The organism is Nereida ignava (genome assembly GCF_001049735.1).
In the GTDB taxonomy this organism is placed as follows: Bacteria; Pseudomonadota; Alphaproteobacteria; order Rhodobacterales; family Rhodobacteraceae; genus Nereida; species Nereida ignava.
In genome coordinates, this window is record NZ_CVPC01000005.1 from 172,172 (window position 1) to 195,708 (window position 23,537).

23 protein-coding genes and 1 tRNA gene are annotated in these 23,537 nt (G+C 51.8%); 14 read left to right on the top strand and 10 right to left on the bottom strand.

Features of this window, described 5'->3' with window-relative positions; translation table 11 throughout:
- Positions 1 to 106: 106 nt before the first annotated feature.
- The gene (locus tag NIG5292_RS05490; RefSeq protein WP_048598494.1) at positions 107 to 1,543 is read right to left on the bottom strand and encodes an NAD(P)-dependent oxidoreductase; all 1,437 of its coding nucleotides are present in this window, start codon (positions 1,541 to 1,543) and stop codon (positions 107 to 109) included.
- A 217-nt stretch (positions 1,544 to 1,760) separates the two neighbouring features.
- Between NIG5292_RS05490 and NIG5292_RS05495 the strand changes: the two genes are divergently transcribed.
- Positions 1,761 to 2,564 (top strand): undecaprenyl-diphosphate phosphatase, encoded by an 804-nt coding sequence (locus NIG5292_RS05495; protein ID WP_048598495.1) that lies wholly within the window; start codon positions 1,761 to 1,763, stop codon positions 2,562 to 2,564.
- On the opposite strand, the gene NIG5292_RS05500 is transcribed toward NIG5292_RS05495, so the two are convergent.
- On the bottom strand, positions 2,561 to 3,541 hold the full coding sequence (locus tag NIG5292_RS05500) for a complex I NDUFA9 subunit family protein (RefSeq protein WP_048598496.1): 981 nt from the start codon (positions 3,539 to 3,541) through the stop codon (positions 2,561 to 2,563). The genes NIG5292_RS05495 and NIG5292_RS05500 overlap by 4 nt on opposite strands.
- A 139-nt stretch (positions 3,542 to 3,680) precedes the next feature.
- Here NIG5292_RS05500 and NIG5292_RS05505 point away from each other — a divergent pair.
- The 9 genes from NIG5292_RS05505 to NIG5292_RS05545 all read left to right on the top strand — a co-directional run bounded on the left by NIG5292_RS05505 (position 3,681) and on the right by NIG5292_RS05545 (position 9,928).
- Positions 3,681 to 3,766: transfer RNA gene (locus NIG5292_RS05505), tRNA-Leu, on the top strand.
- A 105-nt stretch (positions 3,767 to 3,871) separates the two neighbouring features.
- The gene (locus NIG5292_RS05510) at positions 3,872 to 5,137 is read left to right on the top strand and encodes a WcaI family glycosyltransferase (protein ID WP_074841999.1); all 1,266 of its coding nucleotides are present in this window, start codon (positions 3,872 to 3,874) and stop codon (positions 5,135 to 5,137) included.
- Positions 5,138 to 5,215: 78 nt separating this feature from the next.
- Complete coding sequence (locus NIG5292_RS05515; protein WP_048598784.1) at positions 5,216 to 5,830, top strand: ribonuclease D; 615 nt, start codon at positions 5,216 to 5,218, stop codon at positions 5,828 to 5,830.
- A gap of 18 nt (positions 5,831 to 5,848) precedes the next feature.
- The gene (locus tag NIG5292_RS05520) at positions 5,849 to 6,808 is read left to right on the top strand and encodes a KpsF/GutQ family sugar-phosphate isomerase (protein ID WP_048598498.1); all 960 of its coding nucleotides are present in this window, start codon (positions 5,849 to 5,851) and stop codon (positions 6,806 to 6,808) included.
- Position 6,809: 1 nt separating this feature from the next.
- Positions 6,810 to 7,409 (top strand): LPS export ABC transporter periplasmic protein LptC, encoded by a 600-nt coding sequence (gene lptC, locus NIG5292_RS05525; protein ID WP_048598499.1) that lies wholly within the window; start codon positions 6,810 to 6,812, stop codon positions 7,407 to 7,409.
- Between the two features lie 17 nt (positions 7,410 to 7,426).
- Positions 7,427 to 7,909, top strand: a complete 483-nt coding sequence (gene lptA / locus NIG5292_RS05530; protein WP_143081916.1) for a lipopolysaccharide transport periplasmic protein LptA — start codon at positions 7,427 to 7,429, stop codon at positions 7,907 to 7,909.
- A complete protein-coding gene (lptB, locus tag NIG5292_RS05535; RefSeq protein ID WP_048598501.1) occupies positions 7,909 to 8,661 on the top strand; it encodes an LPS export ABC transporter ATP-binding protein in 753 nt (250 codons plus the stop codon). Before lptA ends, lptB begins: the two co-directional genes overlap by 1 nt.
- A gap of 196 nt (positions 8,662 to 8,857) precedes the next feature.
- Positions 8,858 to 9,427, top strand: a complete 570-nt coding sequence (hpf, locus tag NIG5292_RS05540; protein ID WP_048598785.1) for a ribosome hibernation-promoting factor, HPF/YfiA family — start codon at positions 8,858 to 8,860, stop codon at positions 9,425 to 9,427.
- Between the two features lie 36 nt (positions 9,428 to 9,463).
- A complete protein-coding gene (locus NIG5292_RS05545; protein ID WP_048598502.1) occupies positions 9,464 to 9,928 on the top strand; it encodes a PTS sugar transporter subunit IIA in 465 nt (154 codons plus the stop codon).
- On the opposite strand, the gene NIG5292_RS05550 is transcribed toward NIG5292_RS05545, so the two are convergent.
- From NIG5292_RS05550 to cysQ, 7 genes are all read right to left on the bottom strand, one after another.
- Positions 9,925 to 11,349 carry a hypothetical protein gene (locus NIG5292_RS05550; protein WP_048598503.1) on the bottom strand — a complete coding sequence of 475 codons (1,425 nt, stop codon included), beginning with the start codon at positions 11,347 to 11,349 and terminating at the stop codon, positions 9,925 to 9,927. The genes NIG5292_RS05545 and NIG5292_RS05550 overlap by 4 nt on opposite strands.
- On the bottom strand, positions 11,350 to 13,047 hold the full coding sequence (locus NIG5292_RS05555; protein WP_048598504.1) for a DUF5927 domain-containing protein: 1,698 nt from the start codon (positions 13,045 to 13,047) through the stop codon (positions 11,350 to 11,352). It lies immediately after the preceding gene.
- Positions 13,044 to 14,030: a glycosyltransferase family 2 protein gene (locus NIG5292_RS05560; protein WP_177193404.1), complete on the bottom strand. Its 987-nt coding sequence runs from the start codon at positions 14,028 to 14,030 to the stop codon at positions 13,044 to 13,046. The genes NIG5292_RS05555 and NIG5292_RS05560 overlap by 4 nt, the downstream gene beginning before the upstream one ends.
- A gap of 118 nt (positions 14,031 to 14,148) precedes the next feature.
- A complete protein-coding gene (locus NIG5292_RS05565; protein ID WP_233488178.1) occupies positions 14,149 to 15,138 on the bottom strand; it encodes a glycosyltransferase family 2 protein in 990 nt (329 codons plus the stop codon).
- A gap of 60 nt (positions 15,139 to 15,198) precedes the next feature.
- The gene (gene galU, locus NIG5292_RS05570; RefSeq protein ID WP_048598507.1) at positions 15,199 to 16,080 is read right to left on the bottom strand and encodes a UTP--glucose-1-phosphate uridylyltransferase GalU; all 882 of its coding nucleotides are present in this window, start codon (positions 16,078 to 16,080) and stop codon (positions 15,199 to 15,201) included.
- A gap of 127 nt (positions 16,081 to 16,207) precedes the next feature.
- On the bottom strand, positions 16,208 to 17,008 hold the full coding sequence (locus NIG5292_RS05575; RefSeq protein ID WP_048598508.1) for a 3-deoxy-manno-octulosonate cytidylyltransferase: 801 nt from the start codon (positions 17,006 to 17,008) through the stop codon (positions 16,208 to 16,210).
- 2 nt (positions 17,009 to 17,010) lie between these two features.
- A complete protein-coding gene (gene cysQ / locus NIG5292_RS05580; RefSeq protein ID WP_048598509.1) occupies positions 17,011 to 17,793 on the bottom strand; it encodes a 3'(2'),5'-bisphosphate nucleotidase CysQ in 783 nt (260 codons plus the stop codon).
- 153 nt (positions 17,794 to 17,946) lie between these two features.
- Between cysQ and NIG5292_RS05585 the strand changes: the two genes are divergently transcribed.
- Positions 17,947 to 18,768 (top strand): ABC transporter permease, encoded by an 822-nt coding sequence (locus NIG5292_RS05585; protein ID WP_048598510.1) that lies wholly within the window; start codon positions 17,947 to 17,949, stop codon positions 18,766 to 18,768.
- A 6-nt stretch (positions 18,769 to 18,774) separates the two neighbouring features.
- Here NIG5292_RS05585 and NIG5292_RS05590 read toward each other — a convergent pair whose 3' ends face one another.
- Positions 18,775 to 19,380 carry an alpha-ketoglutarate-dependent dioxygenase AlkB family protein gene (locus NIG5292_RS05590; protein WP_048598511.1) on the bottom strand — a complete coding sequence of 202 codons (606 nt, stop codon included), beginning with the start codon at positions 19,378 to 19,380 and terminating at the stop codon, positions 18,775 to 18,777.
- A gap of 189 nt (positions 19,381 to 19,569) precedes the next feature.
- On the opposite strand from NIG5292_RS05590, the gene dnaK reads away from it, so the two are divergent.
- The 3 genes from dnaK to radC all read left to right on the top strand — a co-directional run bounded on the left by dnaK (position 19,570) and on the right by radC (position 23,519).
- Entirely contained in the window at positions 19,570 to 21,486 is a 1,917-nt protein-coding gene (dnaK, locus tag NIG5292_RS05595) for a molecular chaperone DnaK (protein WP_048598512.1), read from the top strand.
- A gap of 85 nt (positions 21,487 to 21,571) precedes the next feature.
- A complete protein-coding gene (dnaJ, locus tag NIG5292_RS05600) occupies positions 21,572 to 22,723 on the top strand; it encodes a molecular chaperone DnaJ (RefSeq protein ID WP_048598513.1) in 1,152 nt (383 codons plus the stop codon).
- 37 nt (positions 22,724 to 22,760) lie between these two features.
- Positions 22,761 to 23,519 carry a RadC family protein gene (gene radC / locus NIG5292_RS05605; protein ID WP_048598514.1) on the top strand — a complete coding sequence of 253 codons (759 nt, stop codon included), beginning with the start codon at positions 22,761 to 22,763 and terminating at the stop codon, positions 23,517 to 23,519.
- Positions 23,520 to 23,537: the final 18 nt, after the last annotated feature.

Genomic DNA, 23,537 nt, shown 5'->3' on the forward strand with positions numbered 1-23,537 from the left:
TCTCCTTGAAAGGCACGGGGCCCTAAATCTGAATTCGGGTGCGACCGATTAATTTGGTCCGTCTACCCGTTTAAATCTGTGATGCCATTTAAGGCAGATGACTGGCTTACTCGGCGGCCACGGTAAGGTTGCTATCGAGATAGCTCAGCATCGCCTCGGCTGCATCGCGACCATCCTTGATTGCCCAAACAACAAGGCTGGCCCCACGAACAATATCGCCGACCGCAAACACACCATCGAGGCTGGTTTTGCCCGTAGTAAAGTCTGCTTTGATTGTTCCCCAGCGGGTCACTTCAAGACCGTCTGTGTTCCAAAGCTTAGGAAGCTCTTCAGGTTCAAACCCAAGCGCCTTAATAACAAGGTCCGCTTCCTCAACATAATCTGCCCCCTCAATTTCTTCGGGGCTTTGACGGCCAGACGCATCAGGTGCACCAAGACGCATTTTGCTAACCTTCACGCCTTCAACGTGGTCGTCACCCACAAACGCTTTAGGCGCAGACAGCCAAACAAACTCGACACCTTCTTCTTCAGCGTTTTGAACCTCACGCTGTGAGCCCGGCATATTCGCACGGTCACGGCGATACAGCAGCTTCACGCTTTCGGCGCCTTGGCGAATAGACGTACGGACGCAGTCCATAGCCGTGTCACCACCACCAATAACCACGATCTTTTTGCCGTCTGCATTCAACGTACCATCGTCAAATTCTGGAACGTCATCGCCGAACGACTTACGGTTAGACGCCGTAAGGAAATCAATCGCATTCACAATACCATCAACCCCAACGCCTGGCGCTTTGAGGTCACGGGTCTTGTAAACACCAGTAGCGATCAAAACTGCATCGTGCTTGCCACGGATTGCATCAAAGGTGATGTCCTCACCAACGTTACAGTTAAGTACAAACTCAACACCTGCGGCCTCAAGCTGCTCGTTGCGGCGCGTTACAATGTCTTTTTCAAGCTTAAAGCCGGGGATACCGTAGGTCAGCAGACCACCTGCGCGGTCATAGCGATCATAGATCGTGACCTGAATGCCCTGACGGCGGAGCACGTCTGCTGCGGCCAAACCACCAGGGCCGGCACCGATAATGCCGACTGATTCTGTGCGTTCTTGGCGGGGCTGGATAGGTTTGACCCATCCATTCTCCCAAGCAGTGTCCGTGATGTATTTTTCGACCGCGCCGATGGTCACGGTACCGTGGCCAGACTGTTCAATGACGCAGTTGCCTTCACACAAGCGGTCTTGGGGGCAAATGCGGCCACAGATTTCTGGGAATGTATTCGTAGCTTGGCTGACTTCATATGCTTCTTGCAGGCGGCCTTCAGCGGTTAGGCGCAACCAGTCAGGAATGTTGTTGTGCAAAGGGCAATGCGACTGGCAATACGGAACACCACACTGCGAGCATCGTGAGGCCTGCTCTTCAGCTTTGCGCGTTGCGAATTCTGCGTAGATCTCGTTGAAATCTTCACGACGCTCAGACGCGCCGCGTTTCTCTGGCATATCACGCTCTACTTTCGTGAACTTTAGCATCTTTTGACCAGCCATGAGAACTCTCCCTAAATCAATCCAGAATGCTGCTTTACTCTAGGGCGCATGAATATAAAAGGCAGTAATACTTACCTACTTATCATTATTTAGGTGTTTTGGACTTATTTTCGCTAATTTATCAATATATATAAGTCCGAATCGGACATAAATAAGTATGTTGCCCAGTAATTACAATGAGTTAAGCTTTAGCATCGCTAAGTCAGAGAGGGCATCAATGCCGCTATATTATCTCGTCATTATTGCACTCATACAGGGCATCACAGAATTTCTACCTGTATCATCAAGCGGCCATCTTATCTTATTGCCAAGCTTAACTGGTGCAGAAGATCAGGGGCAAGTTATTGATGTTGCAGCGCATTTTGGCACTCTCTTTGCCGTAATCGCATTTTTTTGGGCAGATGTTCGCAGTGCAGCAATTGGGCTACCCAAAGCGCTGACCGGCCATGGCACGACTCAAGGCGAGCGCCTCGCCCAGTTACTGATCATTGCGACCATTCCTGTAGTCATTGCGGGATTTGCGCTCAAAATGTCAGGCTACAATGATGCACTACGCAATATTACCGTCATCGGCTGGACGATGATTATTTTCGGAATCGTGCTTTGGTATTTTGACACTAAATGTCCAAGCATCAAAAATACACCAGATTGGACAAGAAAAGACGCTGTTATCATGGGTCTCTGGCAAGCAATCGCGTTGATCCCCGGCGTGTCACGGTCTGGCGCGACGATAAGCGGCGCACGCGCCCTTGGCTACACACGCTCAGACGCGGCAAAACTTGCAATGCTCATGTCGATCCCGACAATCATTGCGTCTGCAACGCTGTTAGTCTTGAGTTTGAATGCACAGTCGAGCGCAACCCTTTGGCGCGACATATTGATAGTCGTAGCTCTGTCGTTTGGCGCAGCATTAGTTGCGCTAAGTTTGATGATGAAGCTGCTGAAATCTGTCAGCTTCACCCCTTATGTTATCTACAGAATCGCACTTGGCGCAGTACTTCTGGTGATTGCGTACACCTAAGCCTTGAGGTTCTTTGCGCTTTCCTTGATTGCGTCATACTGCCCGGACGGACGGAAACGCCACAGGTATTCTGGCAGAACTGACTCCAAAGCTGTGGGCGCAATACCCAGATCCGCAAAAGTCTTTGCATCAGCTGATACAACGTTATCACGACGCAAGTTACGCACCTGATCCGCAGTAATTGCCGGAGCAACAAGACCCAAGGACAGCACCTTCGCGACAGAAAAACCAAATGCCATTACATTTGCAACAGGAAATGGGATGTTCACGACAAGCTTGCGACGGCGGATCACACTAAGCATCTCACCCATCAAGTCTTTGAATGTATGTACCTCTGGTCCACCCAATTCATACACGCCGCCACTCGCTTTACCCAAAACACCCAGAACAACAGCCTGAGCAACGTCATCGACGTAAACTGGTTGGAACTTTGTGGCCGCACCGACGACTGGAAGAATGGGACCCATGCGCGACATCGCCGCGAACCGATTAAAGAACTCATCTTCTGGACCAAAGACAATTGATGGACGCACGATCATCGCATTTGGCATATGCGCCAAAACGCCCTGCTCACCCAATGCTTTGCTCACTGCATACTGGCTATCGCTTTTCTCATCCGCACCGATTGCGGAAACCAAAACCATGCGCTCAATACCAGCTTTAGCTGCCAGACGCGCAATACGCTCGGCGCCTTCGTGCTGCACTGCGTCAAACTTGTTCTTGCCGCTCTCGGCCAAAATGCCCACGCAATTCACAACAGCATCAGCGCCCTGCATCACCAATGCAACTGACGCATCATCGCGGATGTTGCACAACACAGGCTCAACCTGACCAACCACACCATACGGCTTTACAAAAATCGCCTCGTTCGGATTACGCACAGCGACCCGCACGCGCCATCCCTCTTTGGCCATCCGCCGAGCAACATAGCGCCCAACAAAACCAGAGCCGCCGTAGATTGTGACCAGCTTAGACATAATAATAATCCTGTATTCTTTGGCTGCCTAGCGATGTAACGCCCAACGCCAATTCAGACAAGCCGCATTTCGCCGCGGCCAAGCGGTTGTGTTATTGACAGCGCCCCCCCCACCGCCTAAACGCCACTCCACGACACCTGCCCAGGTGGCGGAATGGTAGACGCGCTAGCTTCAGGTGCTAGTGTCCGTATGGACGTGGAGGTTCGAGTCCTCTCCTGGGCACCAGTTTTCCTCTCAGATAGAGTAACCAATAATTAACCAATTCAGAGGCTAACTCACATCCTCTAATTGTGAGTTAATTATGTTTGCCAGTTTTCATCGATATCCAGCGTGAGACACCTTGTTATAGGCATAAACTTTGCTCCTGAGGCGATGTCTACGGGCCTATATACAACGCAAATGTGTGAGTATTTGGCCGAGCTAGATCATGAGGTCACCGTTCTTTGCGGACAGCCTTACTTTCCCAATTGGGCAGTTCACCGTGGGTGGAGCAAATTTCGCTACACAAAACGCGATCATGGCAAAATTGATGTGACCCACTGTCCTCATTACGTGCCGCGGAACCCGACGGGCATCAGGCGCATCATTCATCATACGTCCTTTGCCTTTGCAATTTTGCCGATCTTGATTTGGTACAGTCTAACGAAGCGGTTCGATTTGGTTACAGTCGTCGCGCCCTCGCTGATGAGCGCACCATTCGCTTTGGCCTTCGCGAAGGTTTCAGGGGCGCGATCACACTTGCATGTTCAGGACTTTGAGGTCGAGGCGGCCTTTGCGACCAAACTCATCGATCCGGAGACGCTACTCGGACGCGCAGCACTTCGTTTTGAAAAGTGCTGCCTGAAGCGCTTTAACTTGGTTACTACGATTTCACCGAAAATGCTCCTGAAGCTCCACCAAAAGGGGGTTACACCCGACAAAACATATGAGTTGAGAAACTGGGCCGATACCAGCCGAATAAAGCCACAAGAGCCGTCGCAGTCATTCAAAAAGGAAATTCGGATCAGCACAGAATACGTCGCGCTCTACTCGGGTAATATAGGCAACAAACAAGGTATCGGGATCATAGTTGAGGCTGCGAAACTGCTGTCGCATCGCACTGACCTTACGTTCTTGATCTGCGGGAATGGTCCTGCACTGACAGATCTCAAGCGCAAAGCGTTAGGGCTGCCGAACGTCAGGTTTATTGACCTACAACCGCACGAGCGTCTGTCCGACCTGCTGAGCATCGCAAATATTCATCTGATGCCCCAAATCGCAGATGCAGCTGACCTGTTGCTACCATCAAAACTGACTAACATGTTTGCGTCAGAACGCCCTATTGTCGCCACTGCGGCACGTGGCACCGGCCTCGCGGATGAGATCAAGGGCGTAGGCATTGCCACGCCGCCTGGTGACCCGCCGAAATTTGCCCGCGCAATCGAACAGTTTTTGAACGACAAAGAATTACGCGCCGAGATGGGCAAAAAGGCGCGTTTAATTGCGCTCACGCGTTGGGAAAAGAACTCAATACTTACTCGATTTGAGGCGCGCCTACATGAACTGCTTGGCACGTCTAAACGAAAAGGTAAGCCACGCGGTAATCCACGCACATAGACACCTCAGATGCCTCTGCTCTTTCCTTGAGCGCTCAAAGCGCATATGCCAACGGGCAACACTATTGCAGGGCCGGATATGACAAACACACTCTACCAAAATGACCTCCCTGATGACTTGGATTTGGGTCCAGTCGTCGCGATTGACTGTGAAACGATGGGCCTACATCCGCACCGCGATCGTCTGTGTGTTATCCAGATGTCAGGCGGCGATGGAAACGCACATTTAGTACAGGTAGCAAAGGGCCAAACCGAGGCACCAAATTTGTGCCGCATGCTGACCGATCCAAACGTGCTCAAGCTGTTTCACTATGGCCGGTTTGACATCGCAGCTATGGATAATGCCTTTGGCGCCCTAACTGCGCCGGTTTACTGCACAAAAATCGCTAGTCGCCTCATTCGCACATACACCGACCGGCACGGCCTGAAGAACCTGCTGCAAGAACTGTTGAGCGTGGACATTAGCAAGCAGCAACAATCCAGTGACTGGGGTGCCGAAAAACTTACTGACGCACAGCTGGAATATGCTGCAAGTGACGTGCTTTACCTGCACCGCTTGCGTGATGAGCTAAACATCCGCCTTGAGCGCGAAGGCCGCATGGAGCTTGCACAACGGTGCTTTGACTTCCTGCCGACCCGTGCGCAACTTGATTTGGCTGGTTGGCCTGACAGCGATATTTTCGCGCACTCCTGATTTGAGCGGATCCTAAATATGACTGATTTCAAAAGCCTTGGCCAAGATGTCATCCGTGCCGAAGCCGAGGCCCTTGAGACACTCGCCAATCAGCTTGGGGATAGTTTTGAGGCTGCAGCAAAGTTGATGCTTGCCGCGACAGGTCGGGTCATTTTGTGCGGGATGGGGAAATCTGGTCATATTGCGCGCAAGATAGCGGCCACGCTGGCAAGTACCGGCACCCCCGCACAGTTCGTACACCCCGCCGAGGCCAGCCACGGTGACCTAGGTATGATGGCGAAGGGTGATGTTGTGTTGCTTTTGTCAAACTCGGGTGAGACTCCTGAACTGGCCGATGTGATTGCACACACAAGGCGCTTCAATATTCCGCTAATCGGCATGGCGAGCCGCGCTGACAGCACCCTACTGACACAGTCGGATGTTGCTTTGGTCTTACCTCAACTCGGCGAGGCCTGCGGTACCGGCGTTGTTCCCACTATTTCCACAACCATGACCCTAGCGCTTGGTGATGCGCTTGCGGTCGTTCTGATGAAGCACCGTCAATTTACGCCTGCCAACTTCCGCGATTTTCACCCCGGCGGGAAACTCGGCGCACTGCTTTCAAAAGTCGGCGACCTGATGCACTCGGGCGATGCGGTGCCGCTGACTACGGCAAATACCTCAATGCAGGACGTACTCATTACGATAAGTCAAAAAGGCTTTGGCGTGGTGGGTGTGACCGATGACAGCGGCACGCTTAAGGGCATCATTACGGACGGTGACCTACGCAGACACATGGATGGGCTTCTTGACCTGACCGCAGGTGACGTGATGACTGCCGGACCAAAAACCATCTCACCAGATGCACTTGCCGAAGAAGCGGTTGGGCAAATGAATGAACGCAAGATCACATGTCTGTTCGTTGTTGACCCAAAAGGACTAGCACAACCTTGTGGTATTCTGCACATCCATGACTGTTTACGCGCCGGACTGGGGTAGGATGCTTCGGGCAGACAACAGATATTCGCGACTGGTTGTTTGGCTGAAAATCATCCTGCCAATTGTCGGCCTTGTTTTGCTGTCGCTGCTGTTTTTGGTCGCACGACCCGCCACGGATGTCCAAAGCACCATCCCCTATGCCAAAGTCGAGATAGATGAGATTGTCGCGGATCAACGCATTTCGGCACCCACACATTCAGGGGTCACTGCTGACGGTGATGCTATTGAATTTAAAGCTAAACTTGCCGCACCAAGTCCAGACAAGCCCGACAGCATCACGTCTGAAGGTATTTCAGCGCGGATTGATCTCAAAGGTGGTACGACCATCTCTCTGACGGCGCCGCAAGCAAGCGTGGACGGACCAACCCAAACCGCGCGGCTTTCAGGAGGTGTTGAGGTAAATACTTCAACTGGTGTGATGGTACGAACTGACGCCGTAACAACATCGCTTGAGACAGCTACGCTGGTAACCGATGGGCCTGTGGAAGCCACCTCATCGCTTGGCCAGATCACAGCCGGTCAGATGACCTTGATACAGCAAAACCGCGGCGTCCATGTTCTGGTTTTCCAAAACGGCGTCCGAGTGATATACCAGCCATGACTTTTGGAGAGCACCCTATGTTTTTGCGCTTTATCATTGCCGCTTTTCTTTCTGTTTCCTTCTGCGTTTCAGCGACAGCGCAACAAGTTGCGTTTGGCAAAATTGCTAACAACCCAGATGCGGCACTTGAGATTACTGCCGACCAGCTCAGCGTTAATCAAGAAAACGGCACAGCCGTTTTTGATGGTAATGTCGTGATTGGCCAAGGTGTGATGCGCCTTGCCGCAGGCCGTGTTTTGGTTGTCTATGCGGAGGGTGACCAAAAAATTGAGCGGCTAGAAGCGACCGGCGGTGTAACGCTAGTGAATGGTGAGGACGCAGCAGAAGCAGAGCGCGCCGACTATTCAATTGCAAATAACGAAGTCGTAATGAGTGGAAACGTCCTTGTAACCCAAGGTCCAAATGCGTTGACGTCTGAAAGTATGACACTTGACCTTGCAACTGGTACGGCACGTATGAACGGTCGCGTGAAAACAATCCTCAACACTGGGCAGGACTGATGCCAGATCTCAAAGTAACCGAAGGGTCCGCGGGACTACGGGTCAGCAACCTACGTAAAAGCTACCGTAAGCGGACCGTCATTCGAGACCTATCCATGACACTGGCGCGTGGTGAAGTTGTGGCTCTGCTGGGGTCAAACGGGTGCGGCAAATCAACCTGCTTTTACTCAATTGCAGGCCTCGTCACGCCCGAAGGTGGCCAAGTGACGATTGATGGCCGCGACGTAACGACCCTGCCAATGTATCGCCGCGCCAAACTGGGTATCGGCTACCTTCCACAAGAAATGTCCATTTTTCGTGGAATGAGCGTTGAAGACAACATCGGAGCAATCCTCGAAATTTCTGAGCCGGATCGCGCTATTCGACGCAAACGGCTTGATGAATTATTATCCGAATTCTCGATTGAACATTTACGCCGCGCCTCGGCACTTGCACTTTCGGGTGGCGAGCGGCGCCGCGTTGAAATTGCCCGCTGCCTTGCCGCTGATCCCAAATATGTGCTGCTGGATGAGCCATTTGCTGGCGTAGATCCTATTGCGGTGGGCGAAATTCGCACCCTCGTTTCAGATCTCAAAACACGCGGTCTTGGCGTTTTAATCACGGATCACAACGTGCGGGAAACTCTCGAAATTGTTGATCGTGCTTACATCATGCACAGCGGAACAATCTTGATGAGTGGCACCGCAGCAGAGGTCGTAGCGGATGAGAAAGTGAAGCAAGTTTACCTCGGCCAAAATTTTCGCATTTCATAACCAGCGCGCAATCTCACTTGACAGATCGCACTGATCCAGCGCCAAATGAAGCTAATGAAAGTGGCCAGACCCATCTTTTTTAGCCTGATACTCGGTTGTCACCGCGCCCTTTCATTCAGCCAAAAGTTACCATTTCTTTACATTCATGCGTCAGGCCATGTTGGGCGGAAACGGTTCAAATAACACTGGAGACTTCATGCGCTATCAAATCACTGGCAAGCAAATCGACATCGGCGACGCACTTCAAACACATGTCAAAAACGAACTTAATGACATCGTTGAGAAATACGCAGAACGACCGACGGACGCCAATGTGGTTTTTTCAAAAAGCGGTCATGAACACGTCTGTGAAGCGACCATCCATCTTTCAACCGGGCTGACCGCGCAAGCAAAGGCTCATGCGACCGAAATCTATGCGGCATTCGATGAATGTGCCGAGAAAATGGAAAAGCAGTTGCGGCGCTACAAACGGCGCCTAAAGGACCACCATAGCAAGCGGAAAGAACCGGTTGAACAATTGGGGGCTTCCTCTTATATCCTCGCGGCAAGTGAGGGCGTTGACGACAGTGAACCGGAAACGTTGCAGCCTATGATTATTGCCGAGGTTGAAACTAAAGTTTCAACAATGTCAGTCGGTGAAGCGGTTATGCAGATGGAGATTTCCGGAGCGCCGGTGGTGATTTTCCGGAACGAGAGTAACAGTGCGTTTGGGGTCGTCTACAAGCGCGACGATGGTAACATTGGGTGGATCGAGCCCAAAACGTAACAGGGCATCGGCGCATCAGCCGAAAAGAGTAGTACAATGAACCTAAGTGATATCCTTACACCAAACGCCGTCCGCGTCTTGGGCAACGTCAGCAGTAAAAAACGACTGCTGCACGATGTGGGTGACATCGCGAATGCGTGCTACGACCTTCAAGGTGCGCGATTGATTGAGGCCCTTATGGAGCGCGAAGCGCTTGGGCCAACGGGAGTAGGGCACGGTGTTGCCCTACCTCACGCGCGGCTTGATGATATCGACACCGTAAAAGGTGTATTTCTGCGCCTTGAGCGCCCCGTAGATTTTGGGGCAGTCGATCGCCAGCCTGTTGATCTTGTGTTTGCGTTGTTTGCACCCCGCGACAGCGGTGTTTCGCACCTCAAAGCGCTGGCTCTGGTATCGCGGACATTGCGCGATGAAGCGGTCTGCGAGAAACTTCGCGCAAATAGCGACCCATCAACGCTGTATGCAGTTTTGACTGCTCAGAATATCTCAAAAGCAGCCTAGTTTTTCCAAGCTGAGAAACCGAACGCCATGTAATCGCGCTGGTACGCTTCGCGGCACGCGCGTTCGACTTCAGCATCGTAGATTTCTGCCAATTCAAACTCAGCACTCGTGTCAGGCTGCGTTAAGGCCGGACACGTGCTTTTGACCTGCGCCGAAAGATAAGCAAGCCCGTCAGAAAGTTCAGCCTCTCGGATAACCATATCAGGGCTCATAAACGTGCTAAATCCGTGAAGAATACTTGATTGACTTGCCCAGTTTGGATCAACGCGGATACTCGTTTTGCCTTCAAGGTTTGCCTTAATGAACTCCAAAAACTTTAAGAAACCTACTCGGTGCTCATTAGGACCATATCCAGAAGAGCGGCGTCCATCTTTGGGTAGAGTAATGTCGTAGTTTTCGATCAGATTTTGCCTAATCACAGGAAAACTGGCCTCATCCACGTTGAGGATTCTTTCACAGAACACTCTATGGGCCCGCTCAACAGGATGGCAAACAACGGTAAAAGTCCTGTTAGGGGTCCGGTTCCGCTTCCACCGCCGGACAGTCTTTTGCGAAAAATCCGTCAACAAATCAGCGGTCGCTACGCCGTCTACCTGAGCAAGCCAGTGCGCAACTTTAGCCATCGGGCCACCAGGAATAGGATGATATAGAAGCCCCGTTTCAGCGGCAGCAATGTAACTTGGAACTGCCGCGTTTCGGGCAGGTTCAGTTGATGCAATGTCTTGCTCATCAATCTGCTCCACCTTCCCAAGCGCTGCTCGCATCTCTGCATAGTTTGAAACCTTTGAGGACAGCGGCGCAGGGTTTTGCCGCTTCAACTCGCTCGACAACGCGCTAAGTGTGGGCGCACCAAGATAAGCCGCGATCCCATTCAGCACATCAAGTGAGTTAAGATCATCATAGTCCACAAAGAATGATGTTTGGCCCGCCCGCTGAAGTGCCCCCCGCAGGTCTTGCTGAAATGCCTGAAGATCAGCCAAGAATTTAGCGTATTTGCGCGGCTGAAATTCGATCTGGCTGGTTTTGCGCCGCGTCTCGTGGGTTAGTTTCCATTGATTGGTCGCACGCGCGATTTGAAGGGACACAAAGCTATCAAGCGGATTGCGCGTCAAAATGATCTTGGCGCACCGTTCATCCGCGATGATATCAGCTAAGATGCGCGGATCGTGTTCATGAAAATACCGAAATCCATTGAGGCCATCGGCGTTTCGGATCGCCTGAACAAGAAGATCCGGTTTTTGTTCGCGCTGTTTTTTGCTGATCCCCAAAATATCATCTCGGTTGGGATAACCGATAAATGCAGGATTAAACGCCTCGCCATGACATGTAACGCCTTCCATCGCGTTTAGGTGGGTTTCCAAAAGATTGGACCCCGTGCGCATCTCGGCAAACATTACAAAGCTATCAAAACGGCCTGTCATCTATCTCACCAAATAAGGTCGGCGGGGCTCTGGCACGGGTGCTGCCTCAACGCTTGAAAGGGGAAAATCACCCATCAAATACGGATGCATCACTTCGTTTTTCAGGCTCTGCAGAAACTGCCCAAAACCAGTAAGATCAACCATCTTGGGCACTTCTGTCAGGCGCCGAGGTGGCTTTTGCCCCATTTCATCAACAATATCTTGTAACGCATCCATGGGCGCCTCAATGAAGTCAGCCAATGCCCACGCCCGGACCTTTGCTTTTACGTAAGGCGTTTTCAAAATCTCTAAGAACTTATTTTCAACGCGCTGTAGGCGTGCAGCCTCAACACGGACCTCCGCGAAAGGGCGCGTTGAGTGAAAGAGCGGCACAGCCCACGCGCCAGAAATCACAGAAATCTGTGCATTCGGATCAAGCGCCAATTTCCAGTTGAGGTCTTGCACGTCTGCAGGTCCAAACTGAAAACACTGCCGTTCGCCGCGCGTGTTCCAGATAAGTGAAGTCAGAAAATCACGTGGAGCATAGTCGCGAACTGCGGCGCTGTCCGACAAAGCCCCAGTAAAACTTGGCTCACCGCCCGCAAAATGCACTTTGTCCCGAGCGAATAAATGCCCATGGACACGAACTGGCGTTGCCCTTGGGAGCCAATCCAAAAAGCCTTCAAAAACGTCATTAAAACCACAAAAGACAGAATAGGGCGCCGCAGTCATTGCGCCTTCGACACCTGCATGGGGGAATCGCCCTTGCATATACAACCCATTGCGGCCGCGTACCCGACGCTCAACCGCCTTGGCAAATATCCGGTCAATCTTGGCTGGAGCAGGCTCGGTTTGTGGAACAGTACCCTCATTCTTTTGAAGAAACGTGTCGTAAAGTATATTCGCTTGGGGCCAAATTTTACGCGCTACAAAGCAATCAGAACGGCGCAAAAGCTGTAAATGATCGTCGTAAAAGATATGGGGCTTACCCTGAAAATCGAACTTGGACAACGTGAGCGAGCGGCTCTCAATTCGTTCGGAATGGATCCTCGCAAGCGTTTGAAAGTAACTCTCGTCCGGTATCCAAACACGCTTGAAATATCGATCATACGTTTGGCGCATGGGATCATTCAAAATGGCCGACAGCGTGCTGCGGGTCAGGCACCACCACTGCGACCCCATATGCGGCTGTAACCCCGTGGGTATTTTACGTTTAAATCTGATGCGACGCTGCAGTCGGACATACCCATCAAATAACTTTCGTTGGTGCTTCCAAGAAAATGGGAACCGCAACGTAAAGCGCTCAGCATCCAGCCCACCAATTGTCCAAGGAACGTCTTGGGTCGTGGCGCTTTCGATGAAATCTATTTTGGGGCGCGCTTTTAAATAGGCGCATAAATCGCGCACAGGCCGCAGGGGCAAACATGACCCAGATGCCAGAAAAATATGCTCGACCTGTGGATGCTCACGTAGGATTTGCTCTGCTGCCGTTTGTGTTGCGCCAACCAATGACCATGTGCCCCAATGACATTTACGTCGTGCAGAAAAGCTCACCTCAGGCAAATCTGAAAGCCGCCCGCGAAACGCAGTGAATTCCGCCTGCGACACGGCTTTGTCAACATGGACAACCACTGGACAACCACCGGCCACCCAATGACGCACAACCTGTTCAGCACGGTCCAGTGCCGCATGAACGAGCATGATGACCCCAACGCTCATGCCCAATTTCCTTTAGACATGAGGCCCAAAATTTCGAGCTGCCGCCAGTTAATGTAACTCTCTGACCACCTGCACCAAAGATCGGGGTCATCCTTCAGCTGCGCAGCGTAGGATTTATACTCATGACTGGCCGCGTAATGCTGTTTGCGGTTCAGTTCTTCAGCCGCTTTGGCACCAAACGTATCAAGAAACTTGGCGTGCAGTAGAATACCCGTAGCCTTCTCACCGCCATTTGCATCGTAGGTGAGGTTCAAACCGCGGGGCAACAGCATGTGTGTTGAACTGACATAGGTGTAGCCTTTACGCCACTTGACGAGCGGGGTTTTGTTGAGCGCCGGCGCACGAATTGGGTCATCGGCGAAGAACATCCGCATGCGCGGCCCACCTTGAATCCATAAATTGCCGTATCGGTTATTGCGCGAAATCGTGTAATTGCCCGCGTCAAACCAATTGAGCACCTCAAGGGGGTCCTGACCCTCTACATAGCAGGACTGACCTATTGGCCCCTTTGGATACATATCCAAAAGCAATGCGCTGAATGACCGTATCGAAGATGTATCAAGCCAATCAGTCAGCGCCCGAATGGGGCGCGTGTCGCTGAACGGAAAGACAAAGAATTCATCACAATCAACGGTCAAACACCACTTACCCGCACCATATTTCGAGAGTAGATAGTTCAGCCAATCCATCCCAAAGCGTGCCGATTTATAGCTATGTTGTGTCGTCCAAACCGAGACATCGAGCTGCTGCGCAAGATACTCACGGCCACCATCATCGCTGTCGTTATCAACAATCACAAAGTGATCGACACCCTGGGCACGGTAGTACTCCAAAAAATATGGCAAACGGCGCTTTTCGTTGCGAAGGGTAGAGAACAGAACGATGCCATCACGAGGGATTTGAGCAGTATTATTGGCAACCATTCGCAACTCACGGGATTTGCGCCGCGCACGGATGCGCAAGCGCTTCCTCTGCAGCCTCATCCTGTATGAGCTCCAAATACCCAAAGCCAAACCTCATAAATCCCCAACCGATCACCGCCGGTTTTCGTACATCGCAACTATAGGCCAAAAATTGCGTTTTCGTAAATAAATTCGCCGCCTACGCGCCCCATTTGATCGGATACATAAGTCCCAAATCAATCAACTGCTGCGGACCCTCATAGCGGGCAGCACCTTCGTGCCACAAGTCAGGGTTCGCACTTAGGGCGTCATAATACTCATCATAGAGAGCGGAATTATTGAAGTGCTCGTCACGCTGCTTTTCCTCGGAAGATTTATCAACAATTTCGGGCAGAAATTTCGTATGAAGTAGAACGCCAGATGGCCTTTCACTTCCCTGATAGTTCTGCACATCGTTCAAGCGCTTTGGCAGCAGCGAATGCGTTGAGTTGACATACACAAAACGTCGGCTCCACTTCACAAAAGGGATCTTGTTAAGCGTCGGCGCGCGGCGGAATTCTTGGGCGAAAAACTGACGTGCCCGTGGCCCGCCCTGCACCCAAAGATTGTTCATCCGTTTTTGTGTTTTGAAGTCGTACCCATCAGGGTCAAACCAGCCTAAAACATCGATCGGATAATCACCCGCTTTATATGTCTGCCGCCCAAGTGGCCCTTTAGGATACATGTCCAACATGAGTGCCCCAAAAGACGTCTCACCCGCCGCATCAAGCACTTTAGACAGCGCCCTGAGATCTAGAGTAGTACTCTGATCGTATACGAGCAACTCATCAGCATCTACCGTCAGGCACCACCGATCATGTCCGTAAACAATCATCAACCACGTCAGCCAATCCATCCCAAACCGCGACAGCCGATAGCTGTGATTGGTACGCCAAACAGACACATCAGGTGCGCCGTGAAGCAGTTCAGAGGTGCCGTCCGTTGAGCCGTTATCTACCACCAAAAAGTGCTGCACGCCTAATCTGCGGTAGTGTTCAAAAAAGTATGGCAGGCGCGTGCCTTCATTGCGCACACACACAAAGCACAAAACACTGCTCGGAATGATATTAGCAGTCTTGTCGCTTGCCAGCGAGAGTTGATTCCGCTTGCGCAATGCGCGCAACAAATACCGGCGGCGTTTCCACCGCAATTTATAAGAATCAATGAGACGCGCTAGCATGCCAAGACCCGAAACGTCAGCTACACCAAATCACTGTGCGGCTTGTTGGTGGCCAACCATCTGCTGAAGATAGTCCAAAAGCTCATCGCGACCCAAACCAAACGAGACAGTCGCCTGCAGAAAGCCCGCTTTTGATCCGCAATCAAACCGCTGGCCTTGGAAGCGGTATCCATAAACGCCCCGCTCGTTTTCAATCTCTTTCGCGATCGCATCAGTCAGCTGTATTTCACCGCCCGCGCCAGATTTGAGCTGGCTGAGGTTTTGCAGTACTTTTGGCGAAAGGATGTAACGACCGATCACAGCTAAGTTCGACGGCGCGTCCTCAACGGAAGGCTTCTCAACCATACCTTTGACCGACACCATCGCCCCAAGATCTCCTTGGATATCAAGCATGCCGTAGCTGCTTGATTTCTCTTTGGGGACCTCCATCGCAGCCACCATCGAGCCGCCTGTTTCCTCGTACGCCTCTACCATCTGTTGAAGACAGGGCTTATCGGCCGCAATAACATCATCAGGTAAAATAACCGCAAAAGGCTCATTCGCGATAAGTCTACGCGCGCACCACACCGCATGCCCCAAACCAAGAGCCTTATGTTGGCGAATGTAGGCGATTGCCCCACTGTCCATGTTGGTATTTTTCAAGACCTCTAGAAGCTCGTCTTTGCCCTTTTTGCGAAGTTCTTGTTCAAGGGTTGGGGCATGATCAAAGTAATCCTCAAGCGCCCCTTTGCCGCGAGACGTGACAAAGATGAATTCTTTAATGCCTGCCGCACGTGCTTCATCGATGGCGTATTGGATCAGCGGGCGGTCAACCAGTGTCATAATCTCTTTTGGCACTGATTTGGTTGCAGGCAAAAACCGCGTACCCAAACCTGCCACGGGGAAAATAGCTTTTGTTACCTTTTTTCGCATTTGTCGAACCTTACGCAGTATTTAGGCACAGGCTTCTTGCCCGAATATGTCACCAGTAAGGCAAATATATGGACCAAAATACATTTCCACGGCAGTAGGGAGACTAAACACAGCTATGCCATTGTAATCAAGCTTGGCCTATATCGCGCAGCATCTTCTCAATCAAAGGTACGTCTTCAGGATTATTTAGCTCCCAGAACTTTGCGCCACGGGCCTCAACCTCAACACACATCATGGGGCGTGCACGCTCCAAGAACCGAAGCTGCTCAAGACCCTCAAGCCCTTCCAGCGGACCAGCATCCCATGTAGGATAGGCCATCAACGCCGCGGGCCGATACGCATAGACACCAACGTGATGAAACACAGGCGTGGGATCCTGTGCGTCAAAGTTTTGTGCGACGAACGGGATGACTTCTTTGCTGAAATAAAGCGCATTATTATCCGCGCCGAACACAGCCGTTGTCCCGCCAACGCGACCATGCTTACGGTCGTTCAAAAGGCTGTTCAGCGTCTCGCCATCACACCGCAAAACCGGCGTGGCCACATCTGCGGCTGGCGTATTTTTCAGCCCATCGATCAATGCCTCAACAAACCAAGGCGGCGTGAGCGGCGCGTCACCTTGTAGATTCACCACGATATCGTGGTCCGCACGAAGGTTCGCATAGGCTTGTGCGCAACGCTCTGTACCATTGGCGCAGCTCTCTGACGTCATCACGACCTCGGCACCGAAACTCTCTGCCGCTCGTCGAATACGGTCGTCATCCGTAGCGACAACAACTTTATCCGCACCCTTCACGGCCATCGCTGCCCGCCAAGACCGCTCAATCAAACTGCGCTTTGTGCCGTCAGCGCCGGTCAGTTCAACAAGTGGCTTGCCAGGGTAGCGTGTGCTGGCGAACCGAGCAGGAATTATGATGAGAACAGACATATCTAGCCTCGCTTAAGATCAACGCCCGGTGCGTGGGCAATAAAGAACGGGTTTGCATACTCACTTTTGCCGTATTTGAGCGGCGTATGATCGTCAAAGCGAATAACCGCACCACCTGCACCGTTCAGTACCGCATGACCCGCTGCCGTATCCCACTCCATCGTGCGACCCAAGCGCGGGTAGATATCAGCCTCACCCGTCGCAATCAGACAAAACTTCAGCGACGATCCTGCGCTTTTCATATCGCTAACCGAATATTTATTGATGTAATCATCTGTCGCCTGATCGCGGTGAGACTTTGAGGCAACAACAAGCAGGGCTGCATTATCGGGGGATGACACAGCGATCTTCGCCTGCGGACCCACTTTATCTTTTGCAAAAGGTCCCGCCTCTTCAACACTTTCACCCGATGCATTTGTGTAAAACAACCGCTCACGGGCAGGCGCGTAAACAACGCCACGTGTCGGCACGCCGTTTTCAACAAACGCTATGTTCACTGTAAAATCACCACGCCGGTTGATGAACTCTTTCGTGCCATCAAGGGGGTCAACAATGATAAACGTATCCGCCGTTTGCGTATGGGAGGCAGACTGCTCCTCTGTCACCAAAAGCACATCAGGAAAAGCGGCTCGCAAACCCGCAGATATAAGCGCATCCGCGGCCTCATCAGCAGCCGTTACAGGGCTATCGTCTGACTTGGTTTTGACATCAAAATCATCCGCTTCATAGATTTCCATAATCACGTCACCAGCGCGCAAAGCCAACTCGCGGAACACCGCTTCCATCTTTGTGAAATCCAAAACTGTTACTCCCGATGTCGAAATCGTTGATAAATTAGCGAAAAAGCGTATGGTCTTGCGTAAGGCTTATGCGACTCTGGTAATGAAACAGCAAGATTTCTGTGAAACCAATGGGTCGCGCGTTGAGCAGGATAGTAAATGTTTAGTTTTGAAGCACGGCCTACCGGGCGCCGAAAAGCCGTTGGTCTACTTGAGTTAATCTACCATGGGATCGTCCGTGACGTCCGTAAAAGTCATGGCAATGCCTTCTTGGCGTTGCTTACCAACATGCTGCAGACAATCATCTTTGTCGCGGCATTCTACGTTATGTTTTCCGTACTAGGCCTGCGCGGCGCAACATTGCGCGGTGATTTCTTGCTGTACATCATGTCGGGTATCTTTTTGTTCCTGTGCCATACCAAAGCCCTTAGCGCAGTTGTCAGTTCAGAAGGTCCGGCATCAGCAATGATGAAGCATGCCCCCATGACCACAGCAATCGCCATATGCTCCTCTGCGCTAGGCTCTCTTTATATTCAGTTGCTATCGCTATTTTTGGTTTTGTTTGGCTATCACGTTATCTTCACACCAGTCGTCATCGAAGACCCAATGAGCGCGCTTGGCATGCTGCTTTTGTCTTGGGCCAGCGGCGTTGCAATTGGAATGGTTCTATTGGCGCTCAAACCATGGATGCCGGCTGTTGTTGGCATCTTCACCCAAGTGTACAGCCGTGCCAACATGATCGCCTCAGGCAAGATGTTCGTAGCCAATACGTTGCCAAGCTTTATGTTGGCGATGTTCGATTGGAACCCACTCTTTCACACAATCGACCAAGCCCGTGGCTTTGTGTTTGTGAACTACAACCCGCGCTACACAGATTGGGAATATGCGACCCTTATCACGGTCATATTCCTAATGATTGGTCTGATGGGCGAGTTCTATACCCGCAAACACGCCTCCGTCAGTTGGAGCGCGCGACAATAAGTAGGCCTAAGTTGCAACACGGAGCGTCAGGTTAAGCCGGCCGCCGTTGGGCAAAAGTCGTGATGAACCACCTTTGATGCGGTCAATACCGTGATAGGCAAGACGGGCCTGTCCGCCCATCACAACAACATCCCCTGATTGCAGCCAAATGCTTTCCGTAGTGCCGCCACGCTCAAGGCCGCCTACACGCAGCAAGCCCTCATCCCCGAGCGAGATGGAAACAACGGGCCACTGAAAATCAGCCTCATCATGATCGCGGTGCAACCCCATGCGGGCTGCTTCATCATAAAAATTGATCAAGCAACTGTCAGGCAACGGCGCGTCGCACGTGACGCTGCTCCACACATCAAGGATTTTGCGCGGAATGGCGGGCCAAGCCACGCCAGAAGGATGACGCGTTGCATACTGATAACCCGAAGCAGTTGCTGTCCACCCAACACGTCCCGCCGAAGTCATTCTGACAGACATCTGGCGACCGGATGGTGTTTGTGGCCTCATCAGTGGTGCCGCCTTAACAATGTCCCGGACTGCATCGACCAACTGCCGCTGTGCGCCAATATCCAATGCAGTTTTATAGATATGAAAGCCCCGAATGCTTAAATTGGGTCGCATTATCACTTTCCTTCAAATTTCGGTGCATTTATCCAATGCGCGCCGCTTGCAGCGCCCTACACCCCTCCCTATATACGCTGCGAACTGGGTTGTCCCTCTGTGGACGCCCTTCACCTTGGGATTGAGGCTTGGATGCCGGACATAGGGTCCGCGCCTCACGACATCGCCGGAAAAAGAGGATGACAATTCATGGCTAAAGTTATTGGTATTGACCTTGGGACAACAAACTCCTGCGTCGCCATCATGGATGGTTCGCAGCCCCGTGTTATTGAGAATGCGGAAGGCGCGCGCACGACCCCATCAATCGTTGCATTTACAGACGACGAGCGTCTTGTAGGCCAGCCTGCAAAACGCCAAGCAGTCACAAACCCAGAGAACACTGTTTTCGGTGTTAAGCGTCTTATCGGCCGTCGCGCCGATGATGAGCATCTGGCAAAAGACAAAAAGAACATGCCCTTCGCTGTTATCAATGGCGGCAACGGCGACGCTTGGGTCCAAGCCCAAGACGAAAAATACAGCCCTTCACAGATTTCAGCGTTCATTCTGCAAAAGATGAAAGAAACCGCTGAATCGTACCTCGGCGAAGATGTAACACAGGCGGTCATTACCGTTCCTGCGTACTTCAACGATGCACAACGTCAGGCAACAAAAGACGCCGGCAAAATCGCTGGTCTCGAAGTTCTACGTATCATCAACGAGCCAACAGCAGCAGCCTTGGCCTATGGCTTGGATAAAAAAGAGACACAAACCATTGCGGTTTATGACCTCGGTGGCGGTACATTCGACGTAACGATCCTTGAGATTGATGACGGTTTGTTCGAAGTGAAATCAACCAACGGTGATACGTTCCTTGGTGGTGAAGACTTTGACATGCGCATCGTGAACCACCTCGCGGATGAGTTCAAAAAAGCGAATGGCGTCGACCTGACCCAAGACAAGATGGCGCTTCAGCGTTTGAAAGAAGCCGCTGAGAAAGCAAAGATTGAGCTTTCTTCTGCAAGCCAGACTGAAATCAACCAGCCCTTCATCTCAATGGACAGCAAAACAGGCCAGCCGCTTCACTTGGTTGTTAAACTGACACGCGCGAAGCTGGAAAGCCTTGTTGGTGACCTGATCAAAGCGTCAATCAAGCCATGCCAAGCGGCCCTGAAAGACGCAGGTTTGTCTGTTGGTGACATCGACGAAGTCGTCCTTGTTGGTGGTATGACACGTATGCCAAAGGTCATCGAAGAAGTGACAAAATTCTTCGGTAAAGAGCCAAACAAAGGCGTGAACCCAGATGAAGTTGTTGCCATGGGTGCAGCAATTCAAGCCGGTGTTCTGCAAGGTGACGTGAAAGACGTCGTTCTGCTTGACGTAACGCCGCTTTCGCTTGGTATTGAGACCCTTGGTGGTGTGTTCACACGTCTTATCGACCGCAACACAACGATCCCAACTAAAAAGTCACAAACCTTCTCGACCGCTGAAGACAACCAGAATGCCGTGACAATCCGCGTATTCCAAGGTGAGCGTGAGATGGCTGCGGACAACAAAATCCTCGGTCAGTTCAACCTCGAGGATATTCCACCCGCACCACGCGGCATGCCACAAATCGAAGTGACCTTCGACATCGACGCCAACGGCATCGTGTCTGTAGGCGCGGCTGACAAAGGCACTGGTAAAGAGCAGAAGATCACGATCCAGGCTTCTGGTGGCTTGTCTGATGAAGATATCGAAAAAATGGTCAAAGATGCTGAGGATAACGCCGAAGCAGATAAAGATCGTAAAGAATTGGTGGAAGCCAAGAACCAAGCCGAGAGCCTCGTCCACTCGACTGAAAAGTCCATGGAAGAGCACGCGGACAAAGTGGACCCAACAACGATCGAAGCGATTGAGTTGGCAATTGCCGCACTCAAAGATGATCTGGAAACAGAAGACGCCGGTAAGATCAAAGGCGGCATCCAGAACGTAACTGAAGCTGCGATGAAACTTGGTGAAGCAATCTATAAATCAGCGCAAGAAGAAGCCGCTGGTGAGGAAGCCGCACCAGAAGATGGCAACGCCGGTGTTGATGATGACATCGTAGACGCTGACTTCGAAGATCTGGACGACGACAAACGCGCCTAATCCGCGCTAAGGAACCAATGAAGCCAGCCCGCATCCCTGTAAGACGGGTGGGCTGGCTTTTACGTTCCAAAGGGGGAGACCACCCATGGCAAAACGTGACTATTATGAAATTCTAGGGGTCTCAAAAGGCGCATCCGCTGATGAGATTAAAAAGGGCTATCGCACCAAAGCGAAAGAACTACACCCAGACCGTAATGCTGATAATCCAAACGCCGAGGCAATGTTCAAAGAAGCGAACGAAGCCTACGAAGTGCTGAAAGACGCAGAGAAAAAAGCTGCTTACGACCGTTACGGCCACGCAGCTTTTGAAGGCGGCATGGGTGGCGGCCGACAAGGTGGCGGTTTTGGTGGAGGGAACGGTGACTTCTCAAGCGCCTTTTCCGATGTGTTTGATGATCTGTTTGGTGACTTCATGGGCGGACAGCGCGGTGGTGGCGGTCGTACACGCGCCAGCCGCGGCTCGGATTTGCGCTATAACTTGCGCGTCACCCTTGAAGAAGCATTTGCCGGCAGCCAGAAAACCATCAACGTCCCAACATCTGTTAACTGTGATACATGTACTGGCACTGGCGCAGACGGTGGGGCCGAACCCGCGACCTGTCCAACGTGTTCGGGTATGGGTAAAGTCCGTGCGCAACAGGGCTTCTTTACCGTAGAACGCACCTGTCCTACCTGCTCCGGTATTGGCCAGATCATCAAGAATCCGTGCAAAGCATGTGGCGGGGCCGGCCGGACCGAAAAAGAACGTTCCCTTTCTGTAAACATTCCTGCTGGTGTTGAAACCGGCACCCGTATCCGCCTTGCTGGCGAAGGCGAAGCCGGAATGCGCGGTGGACCGACAGGTGATCTTTATATTTTCATCGAAGTCGCAGAGCATGAAATATTTGAGCGTGACGGGCAAAGCCTGTTCTGCCGCGTGCCTGTTTCAATGACGTCTGCCGCTCTTGGTGGCGACATTGAGGTGCCTACGATTGATGGCGGACGGTCACGAGTGAAAATCCCGGGCGGCAGCCAATCGGGGCGCCAAATGCGTTTGCGCGGCAAAGGTATGCCCGGGCTTCGCGGTGGCGGAGCGGGCGATATGTTCATCGAAATGGCCGTTGAAACGCCTGTGAACCTTACATCTAAGCAGAAAGAGCTTCTGCGCGAGTTCGAAAAACTTAGCGAAGACAACAACCCACAATCATCAAGTTTCTTCTCAAGCGTCAAAAGCTTTTGGGAAACGATGAAGGGTTAACTGATTTTTTAGAGAATCGGCGCATTCATGAAGTGTCATGAGTGCGCCAGATCAGTTTTCTGAAAACCAAATGCCTTTGTTCGAGGGCCAAGAACTTCTCTTTACCGGCCCAAAAGGCGGGGAGCTAAGTTACGTCAAAGATCATCGGCAACGTCTTCATCACCGTTTCGCCGAAGGTGGCGCGCGCGGAATGCCCGACTACGAATTACTCGAGTTAGTTTTGTTTCGGTCACTTCCAAAATGTGATGTGAAACCAGTTGCGCGGCGGTTAATTGATACATTCTCGGATATCAATGGCGTGATTTCTGCCCGCCCTGAGCATTTAGCCAAAGTCCGCGGTGTGGGTGATTTGGTCATTACCGATCTGAAAATTCTGGAAGCCACGTCACACCGAATGGCGCGCGCCCGAGTGATGCAAAAAGATGTGCTGTCCAGTTGGGACGCGCTGATAAACTACTGTCACACCGCCATGTCACATGGTGATACTGAAGTGTTCCGCTGTCTTTTCTTGGACCGTAAAAATGTACTGATTGCCGATGAGGAACTTGGCCGCGGCACCGTCGACCATGTGCCTGTCTACCCCAGAGAAGTTATGCGGCGAGCTCTCGAATTGAACGCGAGCGCCCTTATTCTTGTGCATAATCATCCGTCAGGCGATCCAACGCCGTCAAAATCTGACATATCAATGACACTCACCATGGAAAGCGCTGCCCAATCACTTGGGCTGACACTTCATGATCACTTAATCATCGGCAAATCGCGCGAGGTGAGCATGCGCTCAGACGGCTACCTCTGACCGCAAAACTCAGGCACT